Annotated in this window: 13 protein-coding genes, 3 tRNA genes and 1 pseudogene; 13 read left to right on the forward strand and 4 right to left on the reverse strand. The window is 46.4% G+C overall.

Annotated features, from left to right (window positions below; genetic code table 11):
- The first annotated feature begins 9 nt into the window (after positions 1-9).
- From CI959_RS19050 to htpG, 6 genes are all read left to right on the forward strand, one after another.
- Positions 10-513: a flavodoxin gene (locus CI959_RS19050; RefSeq protein ID WP_008779722.1), complete on the forward strand. Its 504-nt coding sequence runs from the start codon at positions 10-12 to the stop codon at positions 511-513.
- Positions 514-837: 324 nt separating this feature from the next.
- Entirely contained in the window at positions 838-1,278 is a 441-nt protein-coding gene (locus CI959_RS19055) for a MarR family winged helix-turn-helix transcriptional regulator (protein ID WP_005857644.1), read from the forward strand.
- Positions 1,259-2,578 (forward strand): TolC family protein, encoded by a 1,320-nt coding sequence (locus tag CI959_RS19060; protein WP_008772398.1) that lies wholly within the window; start codon positions 1,259-1,261, stop codon positions 2,576-2,578. The genes CI959_RS19055 and CI959_RS19060 overlap by 20 nt, the downstream gene beginning before the upstream one ends.
- Before the next feature lie 15 nt (positions 2,579-2,593).
- Positions 2,594-3,664, forward strand: coding sequence for an HlyD family secretion protein (locus CI959_RS19065; protein ID WP_057316940.1), 1,071 nt, complete (start codon positions 2,594-2,596; stop codon positions 3,662-3,664).
- Entirely contained in the window at positions 3,661-5,265 is a 1,605-nt protein-coding gene (locus CI959_RS19070) for an MFS transporter (RefSeq protein ID WP_011966120.1), read from the forward strand. The genes CI959_RS19065 and CI959_RS19070 overlap by 4 nt, the downstream gene beginning before the upstream one ends.
- Before the next feature lie 170 nt (positions 5,266-5,435).
- Positions 5,436-7,490 carry a molecular chaperone HtpG gene (htpG, locus tag CI959_RS19075; protein WP_005857652.1) on the forward strand — a complete coding sequence of 685 codons (2,055 nt, stop codon included), beginning with the start codon at positions 5,436-5,438 and terminating at the stop codon, positions 7,488-7,490.
- Between the two features lie 57 nt (positions 7,491-7,547).
- On the opposite strand, the gene CI959_RS19080 is transcribed toward htpG, so the two are convergent.
- Complete coding sequence (locus CI959_RS19080; RefSeq protein WP_005857654.1) at positions 7,548-7,871, reverse strand: co-chaperone YbbN; 324 nt, start codon at positions 7,869-7,871, stop codon at positions 7,548-7,550.
- A 112-nt stretch (positions 7,872-7,983) separates the two neighbouring features.
- Between CI959_RS19080 and CI959_RS19085 the strand changes: the two genes are divergently transcribed.
- From CI959_RS19085 to nrfA, 5 genes are all read left to right on the forward strand, one after another.
- Positions 7,984-10,302, forward strand: coding sequence for a patatin-like phospholipase family protein (locus tag CI959_RS19085; protein ID WP_005857656.1), 2,319 nt, complete (start codon positions 7,984-7,986; stop codon positions 10,300-10,302).
- A 76-nt stretch (positions 10,303-10,378) separates the two neighbouring features.
- Positions 10,379-10,455: transfer RNA gene (locus CI959_RS19090), tRNA-Arg, on the forward strand.
- 27 nt (positions 10,456-10,482) lie between these two features.
- A tRNA-Arg gene (locus CI959_RS19095) sits at positions 10,483-10,556 on the forward strand.
- Between the two features lie 28 nt (positions 10,557-10,584).
- A tRNA-Arg gene (locus CI959_RS19100) sits at positions 10,585-10,658 on the forward strand.
- 139 nt (positions 10,659-10,797) lie between these two features.
- On the forward strand, positions 10,798-12,258 hold the full coding sequence (gene nrfA / locus CI959_RS19105; protein ID WP_057316939.1) for an ammonia-forming cytochrome c nitrite reductase: 1,461 nt from the start codon (positions 10,798-10,800) through the stop codon (positions 12,256-12,258).
- On the opposite strand, the pseudogene CI959_RS19110 reads toward nrfA, so the two are convergent.
- Positions 12,255-14,571 (reverse strand): annotated as a pseudogene (locus CI959_RS19110) (ATP-binding protein). The gene nrfA and the pseudogene CI959_RS19110 overlap by 4 nt on opposite strands.
- Positions 14,572-14,671: 100 nt before the next feature.
- Here CI959_RS19110 and CI959_RS19115 point away from each other — a divergent pair.
- A complete protein-coding gene (locus tag CI959_RS19115; protein ID WP_005857662.1) occupies positions 14,672-15,133 on the forward strand; it encodes a hypothetical protein in 462 nt (153 codons plus the stop codon).
- A gap of 96 nt (positions 15,134-15,229) precedes the next feature.
- Entirely contained in the window at positions 15,230-16,501 is a 1,272-nt protein-coding gene (gene pgk / locus CI959_RS19120; protein WP_005857665.1) for a phosphoglycerate kinase, read from the forward strand.
- Positions 16,502-16,591: 90 nt separating this feature from the next.
- Here the strand turns inward: pgk and pulA are convergent, their stop codons facing one another.
- Together pulA and dnaB are read right to left on the reverse strand one after the other, a co-directional pair.
- Complete coding sequence (pulA, locus tag CI959_RS19125) at positions 16,592-18,589, reverse strand: type I pullulanase (RefSeq protein ID WP_005862971.1); 1,998 nt, start codon at positions 18,587-18,589, stop codon at positions 16,592-16,594.
- A gap of 129 nt (positions 18,590-18,718) precedes the next feature.
- On the reverse strand, positions 18,719-20,236 hold the full coding sequence (dnaB, locus tag CI959_RS19130; RefSeq protein WP_008772408.1) for a replicative DNA helicase: 1,518 nt from the start codon (positions 20,234-20,236) through the stop codon (positions 18,719-18,721).
- Positions 20,237-20,284 lie beyond the last annotated feature (48 nt).

Here is a 20,284-nt window from a genome sequence, read left to right on the forward strand (position 1 = left end):
AGCATCATAATGAAAACAGGATTATTTTACGGAACGGGCACAGAGAAAACAACCTTTGTCGCCAATAAAATAAGAAAAGCTTTCGGGGAGGATCAGATCGATATCATCCCTGTTGAAAGCGCATGGAAAAGAGATTTCGAGGCTTACGACCATATAATCGCGGGAACCTCCACTTGGTTCGATGGCGAGCTTCCCACCTATTGGGACGAGATCATCCCGGAACTGGTCACTTTAGACCTTAAAAATAAGAAGGTCGCTATTTTCGGTCTTGGAGATCAAACGAATTATCCGGATAATTTCGCCGATGGAGTCGGCATATTGGCGGACGCTTTCACCTCCTGTGGAGCGACTTTAGTAGGCGAGACCTCTTCGGATGATTATTTCTTTAATGCCTCCAAAGCCTTGAAAAATGGCAAACTACTTGGCTTAGTCCTCGATTTGGAAAACCAACCGGATCAAACCGACAAACGAATCGAGCGATGGGTGAAGCAATTGAAGGAGGCGTTCGGATAAAGAAGAATGCATCTTAAACTCGTAAACGAGAACTAAACAGAAAGCGTAACGAATCACTCCACGGGTTTGTTACGCTTTCAGTCTATACGCCTGTCTTTCATACACATACTGTGCCAGCATCTGCCATCGCCTTGGCACAGCTGTGCCACACTGATGGCATACCCGTGCCATAGTGATGGCAAGCCCGTGCCACGCCGATGGCAAAGCTGTGCCACCTAGATGGCAAACATACTTTATTAGCGAGACGCTAATTAGTTAAACATTTGACTAATCCAAGAAAAAACGCTATCTTCGCGCCCAGCAAGTTTAAAAGAATTATAAGTAATGGTAGAAGGTAAAGAATTCCGGGAACTTATGTTACAAGTTGTCCGCACACGCATGGCATTTCGTCGGTCTATGCAACGAACGCTGAAAAAGAACAACGCCGGTATAACATTTGAGATGCTTCAAATCTTGAGTTGCCTATGGCACGAACAAGGTATCACCCAACAGGTCTTGGCAGAGAGAACGGCAAAGGATAAGGCTTGTCTGACAAACCTAATGAACAATTTAGAGAAGAAAGGCTACGTCCATCGGAAAGAAGATCCCGAGGACCGGAGGAACAAACTGGTTTTCCTAACCCCGGAAGGAGAAGAATTCAAAAAGCAAATTCGCCCGATCCTTGATCAGGTTTATGTACATGCGGAGCATATTATCGGAATAGAGAACGTAGAAACCATGTTATCCGAATTAAAAGCAGTACATAATGTCCTTGAGAATATATAAAAAGCACGTATTGAGCCTCTTTTGTATGACGGTCGCTACATTTCCGGCAATCGCCCAAACCGATTCGCTCTTTTTGACCATCGACCAGCTTTTCGAGAGAGGCGTACGGCATAGTCTGCAGATCCAAGCAGACGTCTTAAAAGAATCGATAGCGCAAGAGAGAACCCATACGGCACGTTCCGCACAATTGCCAGACCTGCAAATCGGCTTGAAAGGTGGATATGTAGGGCAACCGATCCTCTTTGAGCAAGGACTCGCCCATCCGACTCGCCCAGAAGCGCCCGATTGGTCCCAGAACTATGCCATCGACCTTACCCAACCGATATACCAAGGCGGTAAAATCCGGTATTCCATCCGGAAAGCGGATCTGGAGAAAGAAGTCGCCTCTTTACAAACGCTCACAGACCAGAGTGAGATCAAGCTCGGTCTATTAAATCAATACATCGGTCTTTTCAGCCTGTTTAAACAACGTGAGGTGCTTTCCCGTAATATCGAGGAATCGGAACGCCGCCTGCAAGATATCCGGCGTATGAAAAAAGAGGGACTGATAACCAATAACGACGTATTAAGAAGCGAGATGCAATTAACCAACGACCGCCTATCCTTGCAAGAAACGGATAATAGCCTCATACTGGTATCACAGCAATTGGATATCCTGATCGGTCTCGATGAGAATCTATTGCTCAAACCAGATACCACGTTACTGGACCAAACCGTATCTTTAGAAACTTACGAAGATTATGTAGCCCAAGCCTATTCCAATGATCCGGCGATACGTCTACTCCGGAAACAAACAGAGTTAGCCCAAAATGATATACGTTTGACTAAAGCCTCCTCGCTACCCAGCCTATCGCTATATGCCTCGAACACATTGGCACGTCCGGTCTCCCGAACATTAGCGGATATGTATAACAACAACTGGAACATAGGGCTGTCGCTCTCCTACCCTTTATCCTCTTTATATAAAAACAACCATAAGATAAAGGAAAGCAAATGGATGGTCTCGTTACATAAAAACGAGGAGGAACAGAAAAAGCAGAAAATCCGTATGGAAGTACGCACCGCGTTCTTACGTCATAAGGAGGCCCTACAAGAAGTGGAAGCCTTGAAGTTATCCGTACGGCAAGCTCAAGAGAACTACAGGATCATGCAAAACCGGTATTTAAACCAATTGGCGATCCTAACCGACTTACTCGACGCGAACTCGGTTCTCCTCAACGCGGAGCTACAGCTCACGAATGCCCGTACCCACGTGATTTACACTTACTATCAACTACAGAAGGCTTGCGGCCGTCTCTAAAAAGAAACAACGACTATGGCAAACGAATTAAAAGAGAAACATCAAAGACTAAAGAAAGTAAGGACACGGAATATAGTATTAAACTCCATATGTATCCTTTTAGCCGGTTCCGGCATTTGGTGGACAGCCAATTATTTCTGGCGTTACATCAATTATGAGGTGACAAACGATGCCTTTGTGGACCAATATATCGCCCCACTAAATATACGTGCCTCCGGCTACATAAAAGAGGTCCGTTTCAAGGAACACCAGTACGTTCACCAAGGGGACACACTTCTCATACTGGACGATCGGGAATATCGGATCAAGGTAAAAGAGGCAGAGGCCGCGTTGATCGATGCCCAAGGATCACAAGACGTACTTCGTTCCGGTATCGAGACCTCCCATACGAACATCGCCGTACAAGACGCCAACATCGCCGAAGCTAAAGCCAAGCTTTGGCAACTGGAACAGGATTATCACCGATTTGGGCGGCTGCTGAAAGAAGAATCGGTCCCCGAGCAACAATACGAGCAATCCAAAGCCGCTTTCGAGGCGGCGCAAGCCCGATATCAGGCGTTGGTGGAACAAAAGAAAGCCGCTTTCTCCCAATTCACCGAAACCAGCAAGAAGACAACAGGAGCCGAGGCGGCGATCTTACGAAAAGAAGCGGATCTGGATTTAGCTAGGTTAAACCTTTCCTATACCGTTATAACCGCCCCTTACGACGGTCATGTAGGCAGACGGACCTTAGAGCCCGGACAATACGTGCAAGCCGGACAAACGATATCCTACCTCGTACGAGATAAAGACAAATGGATCACGGCCAATTACAAGGAGACCCAGATCCCCCACATCTATATCGGGCAAAAAGTACGTATCAAGGTAGACGCATTGCCGGGAAAGATATTCAACGGGGAGGTAACCGCAATCTCCGACGCCACAGGCTCCAAATACTCATTGGTCCCGACCGACAATTCCGCCGGAAACTTCGTCAAGGTACAACAACGTATCCCGGTACGGATAGATTTGGAAAATCTATCGCAAGAAGATACGCAATATTTAAGAGCAGGCATGATGGTTGAAACAGAAGCCTTACGCAAATGATCACGATGAAAGAGCTTGGAGCACCGATCCGCCAATGGGTGCCGGACTGGTTAGGATTGATTTGCATCTTCATCGTTATCCTTCCGGTTACGATGCTAAACGGTTCGTACACCGGCAGTATGCTGGAGGTATCAAACACGCTAGGCACGAACACCGAGGATATAACCATGGGATATTACGCGGCAGCGGCGGGAATGGCGGTATCCTATCCGATTATTCCGAAGATATTAGAAGCCTTCTCCATCAAATTCTTATTGTTGGCGGATTTAGTCGCCCAGTTCTTCCTAAGCTGGATCTGCGCCCGCTCCCAGAACGCCGACATATTGATCGTCTGTAGTTTCGCGATCGGTTTCCTAAAAGGGTTTCTCATGCTGTGGTTTATCCGGTACGCACAAAAGATATTCAGCCCTAAAAATATACGTAGCCAATTCTATTCCTACTTCTATCCTTTTGTTTTCGGAGGGGGACAAGCATCCATGCTTGTTACCGCACAGTTAGCCTACCATTACGACTGGAAATATATGTATTACTTCATGATGCTAATGATTTTATTGGCCATAGTAATGGTAATCATCTGCTTCCGCCATAACCGGCCGATCAAGTCCATCCCCTTGGCCGATCTACACATCCGGGAAATGTTTATCATATCCACCGGATTGTTAATGCTTATGTATGTCATTAATTACGGGAAAGTACTCGACTGGATGGCATCCCCCAAGATTTGCCTTTATATCATGATCGCCCCGATATTGATCGCTTTATTTATTTGGTATCAATATCATTCGGAACGTCCGTACGTGAATCTGGCGCCTTTATACCAGCCGAAAGCCATTATCGGTTATTTCTATATGATGCTTGTCATGTTTTTCAGTACTTCGACTACCTTGTTGACCAGCTACCTGACCAGTATCTTAAAGGTAGACAGCACCCATACCTATTCCCTTTATACTTATTTGCTTCCGGGATATGTCTTGGGGGCGTTCATCTGTTTTTGGTGGTTCCGGTGGCAACGTTGGCGGTTTCGTTTCTTGATAGCGGGAGGAATGAGTTGTTTCGTCCTGTTCTTCGGGAGCCTTTATTTCGGGATCTCACCGGATAGCAGATACGAGATGCTCTACTTTCCTATATTCCTCAGGGGATTGGGCATGATGATTCTAATCATAGCTTTCGCCTTATTTGCCGTGGAAGATTTAAATCCTAAATATTTATTGTCAAACGCTTTCTTTCTCATCATTTTCCGTTCGGTACTATCCCCTATCATGGCGACTTCTTTTTACAGTAATATACTATATCGCTTGGAACAAAAATATATGTATTCCTTATCAGAAACCGTTACGCTGGCCGATCCTCTAGCCGCCTCACGCTATAATCAGGCGCTTGGCAACGCCTTGACCCAAGGGCATCCCTACGACGAGGCAGCGCAAATGGCTACCAATACACTCTATAATACGTTACAGCAACAAAGCTTATTATTGGCGTTAAAAGAGATACTGGGGTATTTATTAGTCATCTCCTTATTCATAGCGATCGTATCCCGTTTTATCCCATTCCATAAAACCATCCGTGTTACATTCGCCAAGACAGGTGATGATATGGTTTGATCAAACTATACCCGGCTGCAAATCTATCAGCCGGCATCTGCCTTTTTGTCATTTATAGTTTATCCGAAACATTTTGGCATTCGTTTTGTATAGGAATAGGCGGATCTTGAGAATGATCAGGATTAGGAATACGCACAAAATAACAATAAAAATAATAAGATATTCAGACTATGAGCAGTAAACAAGGTAACATCGGAGTAACATCGGAAAACATCTTTCCGATTATCAAGAAGTTCTTATACAGTGATCACGAAATCTTCCTTCGTGAACTTGTTTCTAATGCGGTAGACGCTACCCAGAAGTTAAAAACGCTTTCTTCCGTAGGCGAGTTTAAAGGCGAACTCGGCGATTTGACCGTACAGGTTAAGTTCGATGACAAAACGATCACGATCTCTGACCGGGGTATCGGTATGACAGCCGAGGAGATCGATAAGTACATCAACCAGATCGCTTTCTCTGGCGCCGAGGAGTTCGTTGAGAAATACAAGAACGACGCCGCTTCTATCATCGGTCATTTCGGTCTTGGTTTCTACTCCTCTTTCATGGTTTCCAAGAAAGTAGAGATCGTGACGAAATCGTACAAAGAAGGCGCTGTTCCCATGAAATGGAGCTGCGACGGTACGCCGGAATACTCCTTGGAGGAAACGACGAAAGAGGATCGTGGTACCGATATCATCCTGTATATAGACGACGAGAATAAAGATTTCTTGAACAAGGATAAGATCAATGGCTTATTGACAAAATACTGTCGTTTCTTACCGGTTCCTATCGCGTTCGGCAAGAAGCAAGAGTGGAAGGATGGCAAATATGTAGATACGGACGAAGATAACGTAATCAACGACACCAAACCGGCATGGGTTCGCAAACCGGCCGATATGACCGACGAGGATTACAAGAAGTTCTATCGTGACTTATATCCTATGACGGATGAGCCGTTGTTCTGGATTCACTTGAACGTAGACTATCCGTTCAACTTGACCGGTATCTTATATTTCCCTCGCATCAAGAGCAATATCGACTTGCATCGTAACAAGATCCAGTTATATTGCAACCAAGTATTCGTTACGGATTCCGTAGAGGGTATCGTTCCTGAGTTCTTGACATTATTGCATGGTGTATTGGATTCGCCGGATATCCCGTTGAACGTATCCCGTTCCTATTTGCAAAGCGATCAGAACGTGAAGAAGATCTCCAACCACATCACGAAGAAGGTGGCAGACCGCTTGGAAGAGATCTTCAAGAACGACCGCCCGCAGTTCGAGGAGAAATGGGATAGCTTGAAACTATTCATCCAATATGGTATGTTGACTGATGAGAAGTTCTACGACCGTGCGGTTAAGTTCGCCTTATTCAAGGACGTCGAAGGCAAATACTTCACTTTCGAGGAATACAAGAACTTAATCAAGGACAACCAGACAGACAAAGAGGGTAACTTAATCTATCTGTATACCACCAATAAAGACGAGCAATACAGCTATATACAAGCCGCAAAGGACAAAGGTTACAGCGTCTTGGAAATGGACGGACAATTGGATGTACACTTGATCGGACAATTGGAGCAGAAGTTCGAGAAGAGCCGCTTCGTTCGTGTGGATAGCGATACGATCGATAACCTGATCCGCAAGGAAGACTCGAATAAGGTAACCTTGAGCGAGGAGCAGAAAATGGCCATGCAGGAAGTATTCAAGAGTCAGATGCCGAAATTGAACAAGACCGAGTTCTACGTAACATTCGAGGCATTGGGCGAAAACGCGAACCCTGTCATGTTGACACAAAGCGAGTATATGCGAAGAATGCGTGAGATGTCCGCTATGCAACCGGGTATGTCTTTCTATGGCGAGATGCCGGATAGCTTCAACTTCGTATTGAATACGGATCATCCGTTGATCAAGAAAGTATTAACTGAAGAGGAGCAAGCTTGCGACGAGAAGTTAAAACCGATCCTTAGCGATATCAAAGGATGGGAGGCTCGTCAAGCCGACTTACGTGAGGCTCAAAGCAAAAAGAAAGAAGATGAGATCACGGCGCAAGAGAAAGAGGATATGACCAACACCAACCATAAGCTGGATGAGCTTCGTGAGCAACGCAACCAAGTTCTCGCCGAGTACGCCGGTACGAACAAGACAGTTAGTCAGTTGATCGACCTTGCTTTGTTAGGAAACGGTATGCTGAAGGGAGAGGCCTTAAGCCAATTCATCAAACGTAGCGTAGAACTGATCGGATAAACCAATCCTCACATATATAAAAAACCGTTCCTTCTCGGGGGAACGGTTTTTTTAGTTTCAGCCCACGACATCCTCGACCACTTTCCGCAACCTATCCAAGTTCATCTCGCCGGATTGTCTCCACAAAGCCTCCCCTTTCCGTAGCAGGATAAAAGTAGGAATCGATTCCACCGTATACAAATCGGCAAGAGCGCTCTCCTCCTCGATATTGATTTGTACCACTTCTAATTTTCCTTTCTCCAATTCCTTGAACTCCTTCACGATCGGCATCATTTTCTGGCAATGAGGGCACCAATCCGCATAAAACTCAGCCATGACCAAAGCACCAGTCTCCATAACGGTCTTATTCCGCTCTTCCCTATTCAATTCTTTCTCTTTCATAACATCTTCTGTTTTAATTGTATTGATAACTCAACAATACGAAAAAACAAAATGTTTATGTTTCTAAAGAAATACTTCTTACATTTGGAGAAGAAAAACAGATTGGGTTCATATGAGGAAAATAACAGTTATCATAGCCTTATTCCTTGCTGCCATTCAGATTGTTTCCGCCCAGAAAGTAGGGTTGGTACTCAGTGGCGGCGGTGCCAAAGGAGCGGCACATATCGGAGTGATCAAGGCGCTGGAAGAAAATAATATACCGATCGATTACATTACCGGTACCTCCATCGGGGCGATTATCGGTAGTTTATACGCCATGGGATATTCCCCCGAGGAGATGCTGGAGCTGATGCTTTCCAAGGAGTTCTCCTATTGGCAAACAGGTACGGTGGAGGAGCAATATACCTATTATTTCAAGGAGCCTTACCCGACCCCGGAATTCGCGCATTTCTCCATCGATATGTCCGATTCCCTACAGATCAAGGCTAGCTTCTTACCGCAAAGCTTGATCAATCCCATACAGATGAATCAGGCGTTCATGGCCTTGTTCTCGCAGGCGACGGCAAAGGCGGGGTGGAATTTCGACAACCTGTTTGTCCCTTTCCGTTGCGTGGCCTCGGATATATATACTAAAAAGCCGATCATCTTTAAGAATGGGGATCTGGGAGACGCCGTACGTGCCTCCATGACTTTCCCGTTTTTCTTCCAGCCCATATGGAAAGACAGTATTCCTTTATTCGATGGAGGTATCTACGATAATTTCCCGGTAGGCCCGATGAAAGACGCGTTCCACCCGGATTTCATTTTCGGATCGACGGTATCGGGAGGGAATAAAAAGCCTTCGGAGAATCCTTATAACCAGATCGAGACCATGATCATGCAAAAGACCGATTACGAGGTACCGGAGGAAGATGGCATGATGATTAAATTCAGTTTTCCCACCGTCTCCTTATTGGATTTCCAGAAAGGTAAGGAGCTTATGGACATCGGGTATAAACGTACCCTTTCCATGATCGACTCCATCAAGCAACGGGTTCCCCGGGAAGTGCCTTTAAATGAGGTTACCGAAAGAAGAAAAGCCTATAAAGAGAACCTTCCCCCGCTGATCTTCCGCAATATTTACGTGACGGGCGTATCCGAGGCCCAGCGTAAATACATAGAGGCCCAATTACACAGGGATATCAATAACGAGTTCTCCATGGAAGAGTTCAAGCGGGCTTATTTCAAGATGCTGACCTATTCCAAGATTAGGGAAATCATGCCGCATGCCGTTTATAACCGGAAAGAGAAGAAATTCGATCTTTACCTGGACGTGAAGATGAAAGAAGAGATCACGGTTGGCTTCGGTGGAAACGTATCGTCTCATCAAGCGAATCAATTATACCTAGGATTGGGGTATCAATATCTGGGACGGTTCGCCGCCGACGTAAACTCGAACTTTCAAGTGGGTAACTCCTTTAGTGGTGTCATGTTGAGTGGCCGGATGTACCTGCAAACGCAAATCCCCACTTATTTAAATTGGCAAGGAGTCTTCTCGGACAAGAAATACACGGAAAGCCAATCCCTCTTTTATGAGGATATAGTGCCCGCCATGATTAAGCAGAAAGAACTGTACATGAAACTAAAATTAGGCTTCCCCTTCCTCAACCACGCGAAAGCGGAGATCGGGTTCGCCTACGGACGGTTGAACGATTTCTATTTGCAGAGCACCACGATACCTTTCCCGAATGCCTCTTTCGACCATAGCTGGTACGATTTATTCAGCGGCTCGTTAAGTATCGAGCAAAACTCACTCAACACCAAACAATACCCGATAAGCGGAAAACAGCAATTCCTAATCGCCCAATACGTAACCGGTACGGAGAAGTATACCCCATCCCCCACTTCCGCCACGACGGAAGCCCCGATTGGTCGCAAAGTGCATAGCTGGCTGCAACTGAAAGGGCGCTGGAACCAATACCAGACGCTGAGCAACCGTTTCAACTTAGGTTATTTGGCGGAAATGGTCATATCCAGCAAGAACCTCATGAATAACTATACGGCTAGCGTATTACAGGCCCCGGCGTTTACCCCGACACCCCATAGCGAGATTGTATTCAACGAGGCGTTCCGGGCGAACCAATATGTGGCTTTTGGGCTTTCCCCGATCTTGAAGTTAAGCAAGCTTCTGCACTTCCGGTTGGATATGTATGGCTTCGCTCCACTCTATGAAATACAAAAGACGGTGCCGGAAAACAACCCGTATGTCGGAATCCCGCATTATGGTAAGTTTTTGCACTCGTTTAATTATATGGGTGAAGCGGCGGTCGTATTGCAATTGCCATTCTTATGTATCAGTCTGTACGCCAACGGATACAGTTATCCGAAGGAGAATTTCAACTTTGGCTTAAACATTGGTTACCTGATCTTCAATCCAAAAATGTTAGATTAAATTCGCAAAAAAGTAGTCGAAACGTTTGCATATTTAAAACAAAAACGTACCTTTGCACTCGCAATCACGAAACAATGGCCGCGTAGCTCAACTGAATAGAGTAGCTGACTACGGATCAGCCGGTTACAGGTTTGAATCCTGTCGCGGTCACCATTTGAAGATAGCAATAGAATACATCTTGGCTCCTTAGCTCAACTGAATAGAGCATCTGACTACGGATCAGAAGGTTAAAGGTTTGAATCCTTTAGGAGTCACTTGAATATTCAAATTCATTTACAGATTGGCTCGCTAGCTCAACTGAATAGAGCATCTGACTACGGATCAGAAGGTTATAGGTTTGAATCCTATGCGAGTCACTTGAGAATCCTTATTTCATCCAGCGTCTTCGGAAGCAATGAAATAAGGATTTTTTCAATTTCTACCGGTCGTATCATTATTATTCATATATTCGCAGTTAATACAAAGAATATTTTATTTAAGATAAAAGGTAAACACTTGAAAGCACACTATAAAACTTCTATAGCCATAAGTCTAATCGTCATTATCGTATTAGTGATCTTACGTACCACTGTTACCGGACAAGATAGCATCAAATTCATCGACGATACCGATGATCAGCCAATCGATCAACAAAACAGCGACTCTATAGACCTTCGTTATTCCAATGAGTACCAAAGTTGGAAACAAACCTCGGACACGACTTTCCGCAGTTTGTTTAATGGGAACCAACAAGCTGATATCTTGGCCGAACATCCCGGAATGATGGTATTATGGGCAGGATACGCTTTCTCCAAAGATTATCTAAGTCCCAGAGGGCATATGTATTCCATAGAAGATCTATACAAAAGCCTGCGGACCGGCGCTCCCATGACCCCGACGAGTGGTCCCCAGCCTGCCGCATGCTGGGCATGTAAAAGTCCGGACATACCCCGCTTATTAACGACCACCGATGCCAAGACCTTATATAAGAAGAAATGGGCGGAGCTAGGCAACGAGATCGTGAATCCAATCGGATGCGCAGACTGCCATGAGCCGCAGAGCATGGGATTGCGCGTGACCCGCTCATTCTTGAAAAGTGCCTATAAGCGCAACGGATTACGTATAGAGGACGCAACCGAGCAAGAGATGCGATCTCTAGTATGCGCCCAATGCCACGCCGAATATTATTTCCAAGGAGAAGATCGTATACTAGCCTTACCTTGGGATCAAGGTTATACAGTAGAAAATATAGAAGCCTATTACGATAGCATAAACTTCACCGATTTCACCCATAAATTAAGCCGGGCACATTTGATAAAGGCGCAACATCCGGATTTCGAGTTATTCCAGATGGGCATTCACGGGCAAAGAGGCGTTTCCTGCAGAGAATGCCATATGCCTGCTGTCGGGGAAGATGAGAACCGGTACAACAACCATCATATCAAAAGCCCGTTGGCGATGATAGACCGTACTTGCCAAGCCTGCCACCGGGAAAGTGAGGAGATCTTACGCAAGGATGTTTATGAACGGCAAAACAAAGTCTACGCCATACGCATGCGTGTAGAGGAAGAATTGACAAAAGCCCATATAGAAGCGAAATTCGCTTGGGACAAAGGCGCTACGGAATCTCAAATGAAAAACGTATTAAAACTGCTCCGGCAGGCACAATGGCGTTGGGACTTCGCCGTGGCCTCACACGGGGCGGCTTTCCACGCGCCCCAAGAAGTCACACGTATCTTGGGCAGCGGACTCGATAAGTCTACCCAAGCCCGCATCCAGATCATGAAGGTCTTAGCGCAGCTAGGCTATACCCAAGACGTTCCGATGCCGGATATCTCCACGAAAGCGAAAGCCCAGCAATATATCGGCCTCGATATGGAAGCCGAGCAACAGGCCAAACAAAAGTTTTTAGAAACCGTCATCCCCCAATGGCAGGAAGAAGCGAGGGCCAATAAACGATTCATCGAAGGTAATTAAGTTCTTTCCTCCAGCTCCAACCCCGGGGTATAAGGTAGCGAGATCGTAAACTTACTACCTACACCAACCTCGGATTCAAGCGATATGCTTCCATGAAACGTATGAACGATACTCTGGCAGATCGCTAACCCCAAGCCTGTACCTTGGGCAAACTCATCTAGTTTCTGGAAACGCTCGAATACCTTTTCCTTTTTATCATCAGGAATGCCCTTACCCGTATCTTTCACGGAAATAAGGATCGATTTTCCATCTGCGCTAAGTTCGTATCCGATCTCGATATATCCCTTAGCGGTAAACTTCACCGCATTATTTAATGAAATTGGTACAAACCTGCGTCAACCGGAAATGATCCGAACGGATGATAAGAGGTTCATGGGGAACCCTTATCTTTAACTCCACTCCCTCCGGCATCATCAATTGATGCGTATGGAAGATATCTCCCATCAGTTTACTCAGATCGAGGTTCTCATAAGAGAAAGACATGCTACCGGATTCTATGCGTGATAGATCCAAGATATCGTTGATCAGCTTAAGCAACAGGTCACTGTTTTTGGTAATCAGATCTATAAACTCCGCCTTTTCCTCCGGTTCCAAAGGCATATCCGAATTGAGCAATTGGGAGAAGCCTACGATCGCATTCAGAGGCGTACGTATCTCATGGCTCATATTCGCCAGAAAGACTAATTTCATCCGATCGGATTCCTCCGCTTTCTGGCGGGCGGCTATAAGGCTATTCTCCGTGTCTTTTATCCGCTGGATATTCAAGCATAAGCCACTTACCTCAACAGCTTCGTCACCGGAAACCGAATCTTTCTCATTCTTATTTTGGGCATAGCGAAATTCCCACCACTCATACCCCTTCTTATTAAAGTTACAACGACGTTGCGTCACTTTCCGGGAAAGAAAGCCACTATCCAGCAGATTCCGGTCTCGAAGGAAATTATCCAGTTCTTCAGGATGTATAGCATCCTGAAACTCCTCGATTTTCATCGGTACACAGGGCATACCTAAATAATGGTAGAATCTATTATCAAACTCGAATACCCCTTTGCTATACCGAAAAGCGAAAATGTTGCCGCTATCCAACGCAAAAGAAAGAAAAGTCTTCTCCCTTTTTAACTTCTCCTGCGCATCCTTCTTATGTAAAGCCTCCTGTATATATCGCTTTCTTTGGTAACTAAAAAGCAGAAGCAACATCACCACCAGAATAAAGCCGGCAGCCCATATATAATATTTATATTGAACGACAAACGGCATATTCGCAATAATAGCTCCTTCCGGCAATTTACTACTATCAATGCCCCAACGTTCTAACACACCGTAATCAAAAACATAAGCCTTGTTACTCCCTTCGATTTGCGGAAAATTGGACGGGGGCGTTCCTTTCAAGATAGAGACGACCCGGTTTACAGCCCCCTCTACCTCATCCTTAAAGACAGTGACATACCCGCCAACTACGCCATTCTGATTTCCGATCAACTCATTGATCACGGAGAAACATGGAAAGGCGCTGAGCCGCCCCAACGAGATTGTCATATAATCCCTCTTGGTTGCCAGATACGCTTTATTATAATAATTCTCGCCGAATCCCTTAATCAGGGCATTCGCCGATTTCGTACTGAGTGTGCTTATATACATCGTATCCGGCTTTATCTTAGGTATATCCGATATCGAAATCCCGTTCTTTCCGGATAAACGTACCCGATCCAAGGAATATATATTGTTCACGGCACAAATATCCTGAATCTGCGCATTCATGTCCGCCAGCATCATATTATCCTGAAAGGTATCATCCGAGACTCTTATGACGATGCAATTACCAACAAGCCGCTGTATCAATTCTATATTCCTCTTATAATCCGGTTTATCATAAAAGCCCGTCATATTCGGATATTTCCGGATGATCGGGATATTGGGATAACTAACCCCCATAAACACGACCGGGATCGATTTAGCGAGGGGATGCCTGCTACTTATCAAAGCGTTTAAGGCTTGATCGTCATTGACCAGAATAATATCCGGGTTCCATGTCGATAACCCATTCAGTTTCTTGAATAATTTCTGTCGCTGTTGCTTCTCCGAATATTGCTCACAATCCAAATAAAAAGAATAGACACTCGCATGTATCCCCTTCTTCCGCAATTCACTCGACATGATTTCCTTCATCTTCTCATAGGCGGGAAAATGTTTTTCGTAAGATTGAATCACGAGTATACGCTTCTCCTCCGATAAGTCTGTAGAGGATTTACATGATATACAGGTAACAAAGAGAAATATGATAGATATTATTCCAAATAAGCGCTTAGCTGGCATATCGTTCCTTTAAGGTGTTTTCTATGACTTTACAAAACTAAAGATTTATTTCGTACATTTGAGCATATTTTTCACGAAATACAATCAAAACATCAAATACATGAAACAAGAAATCCAATTAAACGAACACAACAAGCAAGAGTATCCTCCTATGCACACGGCGGAACATATCTTAAACCAGACAATGGTGCGGATGTTCGGATGCCCCCGGTCTAAGAACGCACACATAGAGAGGAAGAAGTCTAAATGCGATTATCTATTGGCGGAGGAGCCTAGCCCAGAGGCCATGGCTGAGGTCGAGAAGAAGATAAACGAGGTGATCGACCGGCACCTACCCGTAACCATCGAGTTCATGCCAAAAGAAAAGGCCGGCGGTATCGTGGATTTAAGTAAATTGCCCGATGATGCCAGCGATACATTACGTATCGTACGCATAGGCGATTACGATGCCTGCGCATGTATCGGATCGCACGTGGCGAATACATCCGAGATCGGACATTTCAAGCTATTGAATTACGACTATGCCGACGGGAGATTACGGCTACGTTTCAAATTGGTATAAAATTTAAAGCAAGCGCAAACAGCCAAATGAAATATTTTGTGTAAGTTTGCAAGCGATTAAAAGAACATTTTAATACAGACATTAAATACAATAGTTATGCAAACAATTGACAATTTCAATTTTGCCGGCAAAAAGGCATTTGTAAGAGTTGACTTTAACGTTCCATTGGACGAAAACTTCAACATCACCGACGACACTCGTATGCGTGCCGCTCTTCCTACATTAAAGAAGATCTTAGCGGATGGTGGTAGCGTAATTATCGGTTCTCACCTAGGCCGTCCGAAAGGCACTACCGATAAGTTCTCCTTGAAGCACATATTGAAGCACCTTTCTGAGTTGTTAGGCGTAGATGTTCAGTTTGCAAACGACTGTATTGGCGAAGAAGCCGGCGCTAAGGCTGCCGCTTTGCAACCGGGCGAAGCTTTGTTGCTTGAGAACCTTCGTTTCTACGCTGAGGAAGAAGGCAAACCAAGAGGTTTGGCTGAAGACGCCTCCGACGAGGAGAAGAAGGCTGCCAAGAAAGCCGTTAAAGAAAGCCAGAAAGAGTTCACGAAGAGATTGGCTTCTTACGCTGACTGCTATGTAAACGACGCGTTCGGTACCGCTCACCGTGCTCACGCTTCTACGGCTTTGATCGCTGACTACTTCGATACGGACAACAAGATGTTCGGTTATTTGATGGAGAAGGAAGTGAAGGCTGTCGATAAGGTTATGAACGACATCCAACGTCCGTTCACAGCTATCATGGGTGGTTCTAAGGTTTCCTCTAAGATCGAGATCATCGAGAACTTGTTGAACAAGGTAGACAACTTGATCATCACGGGTGGTATGACTTATACTTTCACGAAAGCGCAAGGCGGTAAGATCGGTAAGTCTATTTGCGAGGACGATAAGTTGGATCTTGCTCTTGATTTGATCAAGAAAGCGAAAGAAAAAGGCGTAAACTTGGTATTGGCTGTTGACGCTAAGATCGCTGACGATTTCAGCAACGACGCTAAGACTGATTTCGCTCCGGTAGATCAGATTCCTGATGGTTGGGAAGGTCTTGACATAGGTCCGAAGACCGAGGCTATCTACGCTGACGTTATCAAGAACTCTAAGACGATCCTTTGGAACGGTCCTACGGGTGTATTCGAGTTCGAGAACTTTACGCACGGATCTCGCACGGTTGGCGAGGCTATCGTTGAGGCTACGAAGAACGGCGCTTTCTCTTTAGTAGGTGGTGGCGACTCTGTTGCTTGCGTTAACAAATTCGGTTTGGCTAACGGCGTATCTTACGTTTCTACAGGTGGTGGCGCTCTTCTTGAGGCTATCGAAGGTAAGGTTCTTCCAGGTATCGCAGCTGTAAAAGGCGAGGCTTACAAATAATCAGATAAGTAAGTGATTTAATAAAAAATCCCCCGGGACGCTCGAGATATTCGAGATGTCCCGGGGGATTTTCTTTGATTTAGTTCCGTATTAATCTTGTTTCAAGATCAAGGCGGAAGAGGCGCTTACGGTAGTTTTACCCTGTACGGAACCTTTACCGTCCAGATAAATCCGACCATCCTTACAAACCGGAACCCATGTTCCTTCCGGCAGAGAAACCGTTACCGCCTTCCGGTTCCCGTTAAAGATAACCATAATCTTCTTCCAACTATCCCCGTTCGCATGCTCCCCTAAGGTATACGCTACAACACCGGGCTGGTTCACTTCTTGGAATTGAAGGGCCTCCCTCACTCCCTCGGCCGTGGCGATACGGAAAGCCGGGTGCGACTTACGAAGGGCGATCAAATCCTTGTAATAGTTGAAAACATCCTTGTTTTTTGCCTTCAAAGACCAGTCGATCTCATTGATTGAATCGGGCGATTGATAGCTGTTATGTACGCCCTTCTTATCGTGCAGCAACTCCTCTCCTGCCCGCATGAAGGGTACTCCTTGCGAGGTGAAGATGATGGTCTGGGCCAACTTGCCGAATCGTATCAACTCATCCGGGGTAGCGTCTTTCGGAGCCGAGAGCTTCAACTTATCCATCAAACAAAGATCATCGTGGCAAGAGACATAGTTGATCACTTGCGTAGGCTTGTTCGCATAAGGCGCTTTGCAATATAATATTTGGTTATAGTCGATTTGCGGATGGCGGATAGCGCCTACGATACCAAACTTAATAGACTCCTCATTGCCTTCCGGCTTTCCGGAGGCGAAACCGGCCTGTGTAGTCTCGAACACGCTTCCTTTTAAAGCATCCCGCAGGTCATCGCTAAATACGGCCACGTCATTCAGTTTCGGGGCGTTTACCTTGATCGCCCGTTGATCTTCTGGTAGCGGGGAATCGCTAGCGGTCCAGCCCTCGCCGTATACGAAGATGGAAGGATCTAGTTTGGTTAACTCGGCTTTTACCTCGTTCATGGTTTCTACGTCATGGATTCCCATCAAGTCGAAACGGAAACCATCCACATGGTATTCCTCGGCCCAATATTTCACGGACTCCACGATATAGCGGCGTACCATCGCCCGCTCCGAAGCGGTCTCATTGCCACAGCCGGAGGCATCCGAATAGCTTCCGTCCGGTTTATGACGGTAGAAGTAACCGGGGACGGTCAAGCTGAAATTCGACCCGTCACCCACAAAGGTATGATTGTAAACCACGTCCATGATCACACGGATACCATTCCGGTGCAATCCCCGCACCATCTCCTTGAACTCACGGATACGAGCCTCGGGATTGTAAGGATCGGTGGAATAGCTCCCCTCGGGGGCGTTATAGTTCTTGGGATCATACCCCCAATTGTACACATTATCTTGCAAGCGAGTCTCGTCCACCGAGCCATAATCATAAGAAGGAAGGATATGGACATGGGTAACGCCCAACTCCTTCAGATGATCCACGCCGGTAGCCACGCCGCCCGGACCTTTCGTGCCGTTCTCCGCCAAGGCGAGAAACTTACCTTTATGCGTCACGCCGGAGTTCGCGGCGATCGAGAAATCCCGATGATGCATCTCGTAGATGATAATATCGGAGAAGCTTTTCAACTCGGGAGATTTATCCGCCTCCCAGCCCTCCGGATCGGTAGCCGCCCAATCGATCACGGCCGCACGGTTTCCATTCACCCCGACGGCTTTCGCCCAGATACCGGGAGTCTCATCCAGCCATTTATCGCCGATACGGATCTGGAAGGTATAGAAGGAACCTTTCAGATCCTCGCTCACGGAGATACGCCACGTACCCTTGTCCGAGGATTTCATCGGCAACTGGCGGATAGGCTCCCCTCCCTCACCGGAGGCGTAAAGATTCAAGCGGACTTCTTCCGCCGTCGGGGCCCAAAGGGTGAACACGGATTTCGTGGGGGAATAGAACAACTCCAGATCGTCTCCCTCATAGGAAGGGTATTCATCAAAGGATTTGTATTCTTTCGGTGAGTTGCAGCTGAGCAACAGCGACAGGTATATAGATACCGGAACTAAGTGTCTCGTCATGGCTGATTCAGTAATTTGTTTTCAATCACAAAGATAGAAGATTCGAATCAGATTCGCCAACGAAACAGAAAAGAAGAGGCGAAAAATCTACCGCAAACGTTTTCGCCTCTTTCGCTCATTCATGCTATATTAGAACGGAACCTCGTTACTGCTACCTTGACTCAAGAAGTCAGCTCCCGCCGATGGGATCGGGGGCATCGGGTCTCCACCGTTCATGGTCGAGGAGAATTCCCTTACCGCTATATCTTCCTCTACGTTCATAAACTTGGCGAACTCGCTCTTAAAGCGCAGCCGGACATCCCCCACGGCACCGTTACGATGCTTGGCGATAATGATCTCGGCGAGACCGATCAGGGAATTTCCCCGCTCGTCTTCCGTAATCTTATAATATTCGGGACGGTGGATGAAACATACCATATCGGCATCCTGCTCGATAGCTCCGGACTCACGCAAGTCGGCTAGCTGCGGACGCTTACCTTCCACGCCTTGACGGGCTTCCACACCACGGTTCAACTGCGACAAGGCGATGATCGGGATATTCAATTCCTTGGCCAATCCCTTCAACGAGCGGGAGATCGTACTCACCTCCTGCTCACGGCTACCGAAGTTCATACCGCTGGCGTTCATCAACTGAAGATAGTCGATAATGATACATTTAATGCCATGCTCACGCACCAGACGACGGGCTTTCGTCCGCAGCTCGAAGACGGACAAGCTCGGGGTATCGTCCACGAAGATCGGGGCGTCGTAAAGCTCCTTGATCTTAAAATCCAGCTGTTCCCACTCGTAGCTCTCCAAGCGTCCGCTCTTGATCTTCTCGCCCGGTATCTCGCAGACATTCACGATCAGACGGTTTACCAACTGCACGTTACTCATCTCGAGCGAGAACAGGGCGACAGGCGTATTGAAATTCACCGCCATATTCTTCGCCATGGAAAGAACGAAGGCCGTCTTACCCATGGCCGGACGGGCGGCGATAATGATAAGGTCTGAATTCTGCCAACCGGAAGTCATCTTATCCAACCCCTCGAAGCCCGTACGCAATCCGCTCAGACCTTCCTTCTGGAGGGCCGCCTTTTGCAACATCTCCATAGCGTCCTTGATGACGGGGTTGATCTGGGTGACATCCTTCTTTACGTTACGTTGCGAGATCTCGAACAACTTGCCCTCCGCCTCTTGCATCAGGTCCTCTACATCGAGCGTCTCATCAAATGCCTTTCCTTGGATCATCGCCGTGAAAGAGATCAACTCCCTCGCCAGATATTTCTGGGCGATGATACGGGCGTGATACTCGATATGGGCGCTGCTGGCCACCTTGCTGGTAAGTTGAGAGATATAGAACGGTCCGCCTACATCCTCCAATTCTCCCCGTTTCTTCAATTGCTCCGTTACGGTAAGCATATCCACGGGACGCTGGCTCAACGCCAAGTCTACGATAGCGGCATAAATCTTCTCATGCGCTTTCTCATAGAAACACTCCGGCTTCAAGATCTCGCTGACGATCGAGTACGCATCTTTCTCCAGCATCAACGCACCCAACACAGCCTCCTCCAACTCACGGGCCTGTGGCTGAAGACGCCCCATATCGGGGAGCATCTCCACAGGCTTTTTCCTTCCTCTTCCTGTATTTCTTGTTCCTTCTGCCATCATTCTTTCTATTTGGGGAGTCAAAGGTAATATCTTTTACCCATTTCT

This window comes from Parabacteroides sp. AT13 (assembly GCF_002272965.1).
Taxonomy (GTDB): Bacteria; Bacteroidota; Bacteroidia; order Bacteroidales; family Tannerellaceae; genus Parabacteroides; species Parabacteroides distasonis.

Excerpts from the sequence above, each read along its gene's own strand:
- CI959_RS19055 (WP_005857644.1), top strand. The coding sequence starts at position 838 with ATGGTAGAAGGTAAAGAATTCCGGGAACTTATGTTACAAGTTGTCCGC.
- CI959_RS19070 (WP_011966120.1), top strand. The coding sequence starts at position 3,661 with ATGATCACGATGAAAGAGCTTGGAGCACCGATCCGCCAATGGGTGCCG.
- pulA (WP_005862971.1), bottom strand. The coding sequence starts at position 18,589 with ATGACGAGACACTTAGTTCCGGTATCTATATACCTGTCGCTGTTGCTC.
- htpG (WP_005857652.1), top strand. The coding sequence starts at position 5,436 with ATGAGCAGTAAACAAGGTAACATCGGAGTAACATCGGAAAACATCTTT.
- CI959_RS19115 (WP_005857662.1), top strand. The coding sequence starts at position 14,672 with ATGAAACAAGAAATCCAATTAAACGAACACAACAAGCAAGAGTATCCT.
- CI959_RS19060 (WP_008772398.1), top strand. The coding sequence starts at position 1,259 with ATGTCCTTGAGAATATATAAAAAGCACGTATTGAGCCTCTTTTGTATG.
- CI959_RS19065 (WP_057316940.1), top strand. The coding sequence starts at position 2,594 with ATGGCAAACGAATTAAAAGAGAAACATCAAAGACTAAAGAAAGTAAGG.
- pgk (WP_005857665.1), top strand. The coding sequence starts at position 15,230 with ATGCAAACAATTGACAATTTCAATTTTGCCGGCAAAAAGGCATTTGTA.
- dnaB (WP_008772408.1), bottom strand. The coding sequence starts at position 20,236 with ATGGCAGAAGGAACAAGAAATACAGGAAGAGGAAGGAAAAAGCCTGTG.
- CI959_RS19080 (WP_005857654.1), bottom strand. The coding sequence starts at position 7,871 with ATGAAAGAGAAAGAATTGAATAGGGAAGAGCGGAATAAGACCGTTATG.
- CI959_RS19050 (WP_008779722.1), top strand. The coding sequence starts at position 10 with ATGAAAACAGGATTATTTTACGGAACGGGCACAGAGAAAACAACCTTT.
- CI959_RS19085 (WP_005857656.1), top strand. The coding sequence starts at position 7,984 with ATGAGGAAAATAACAGTTATCATAGCCTTATTCCTTGCTGCCATTCAG.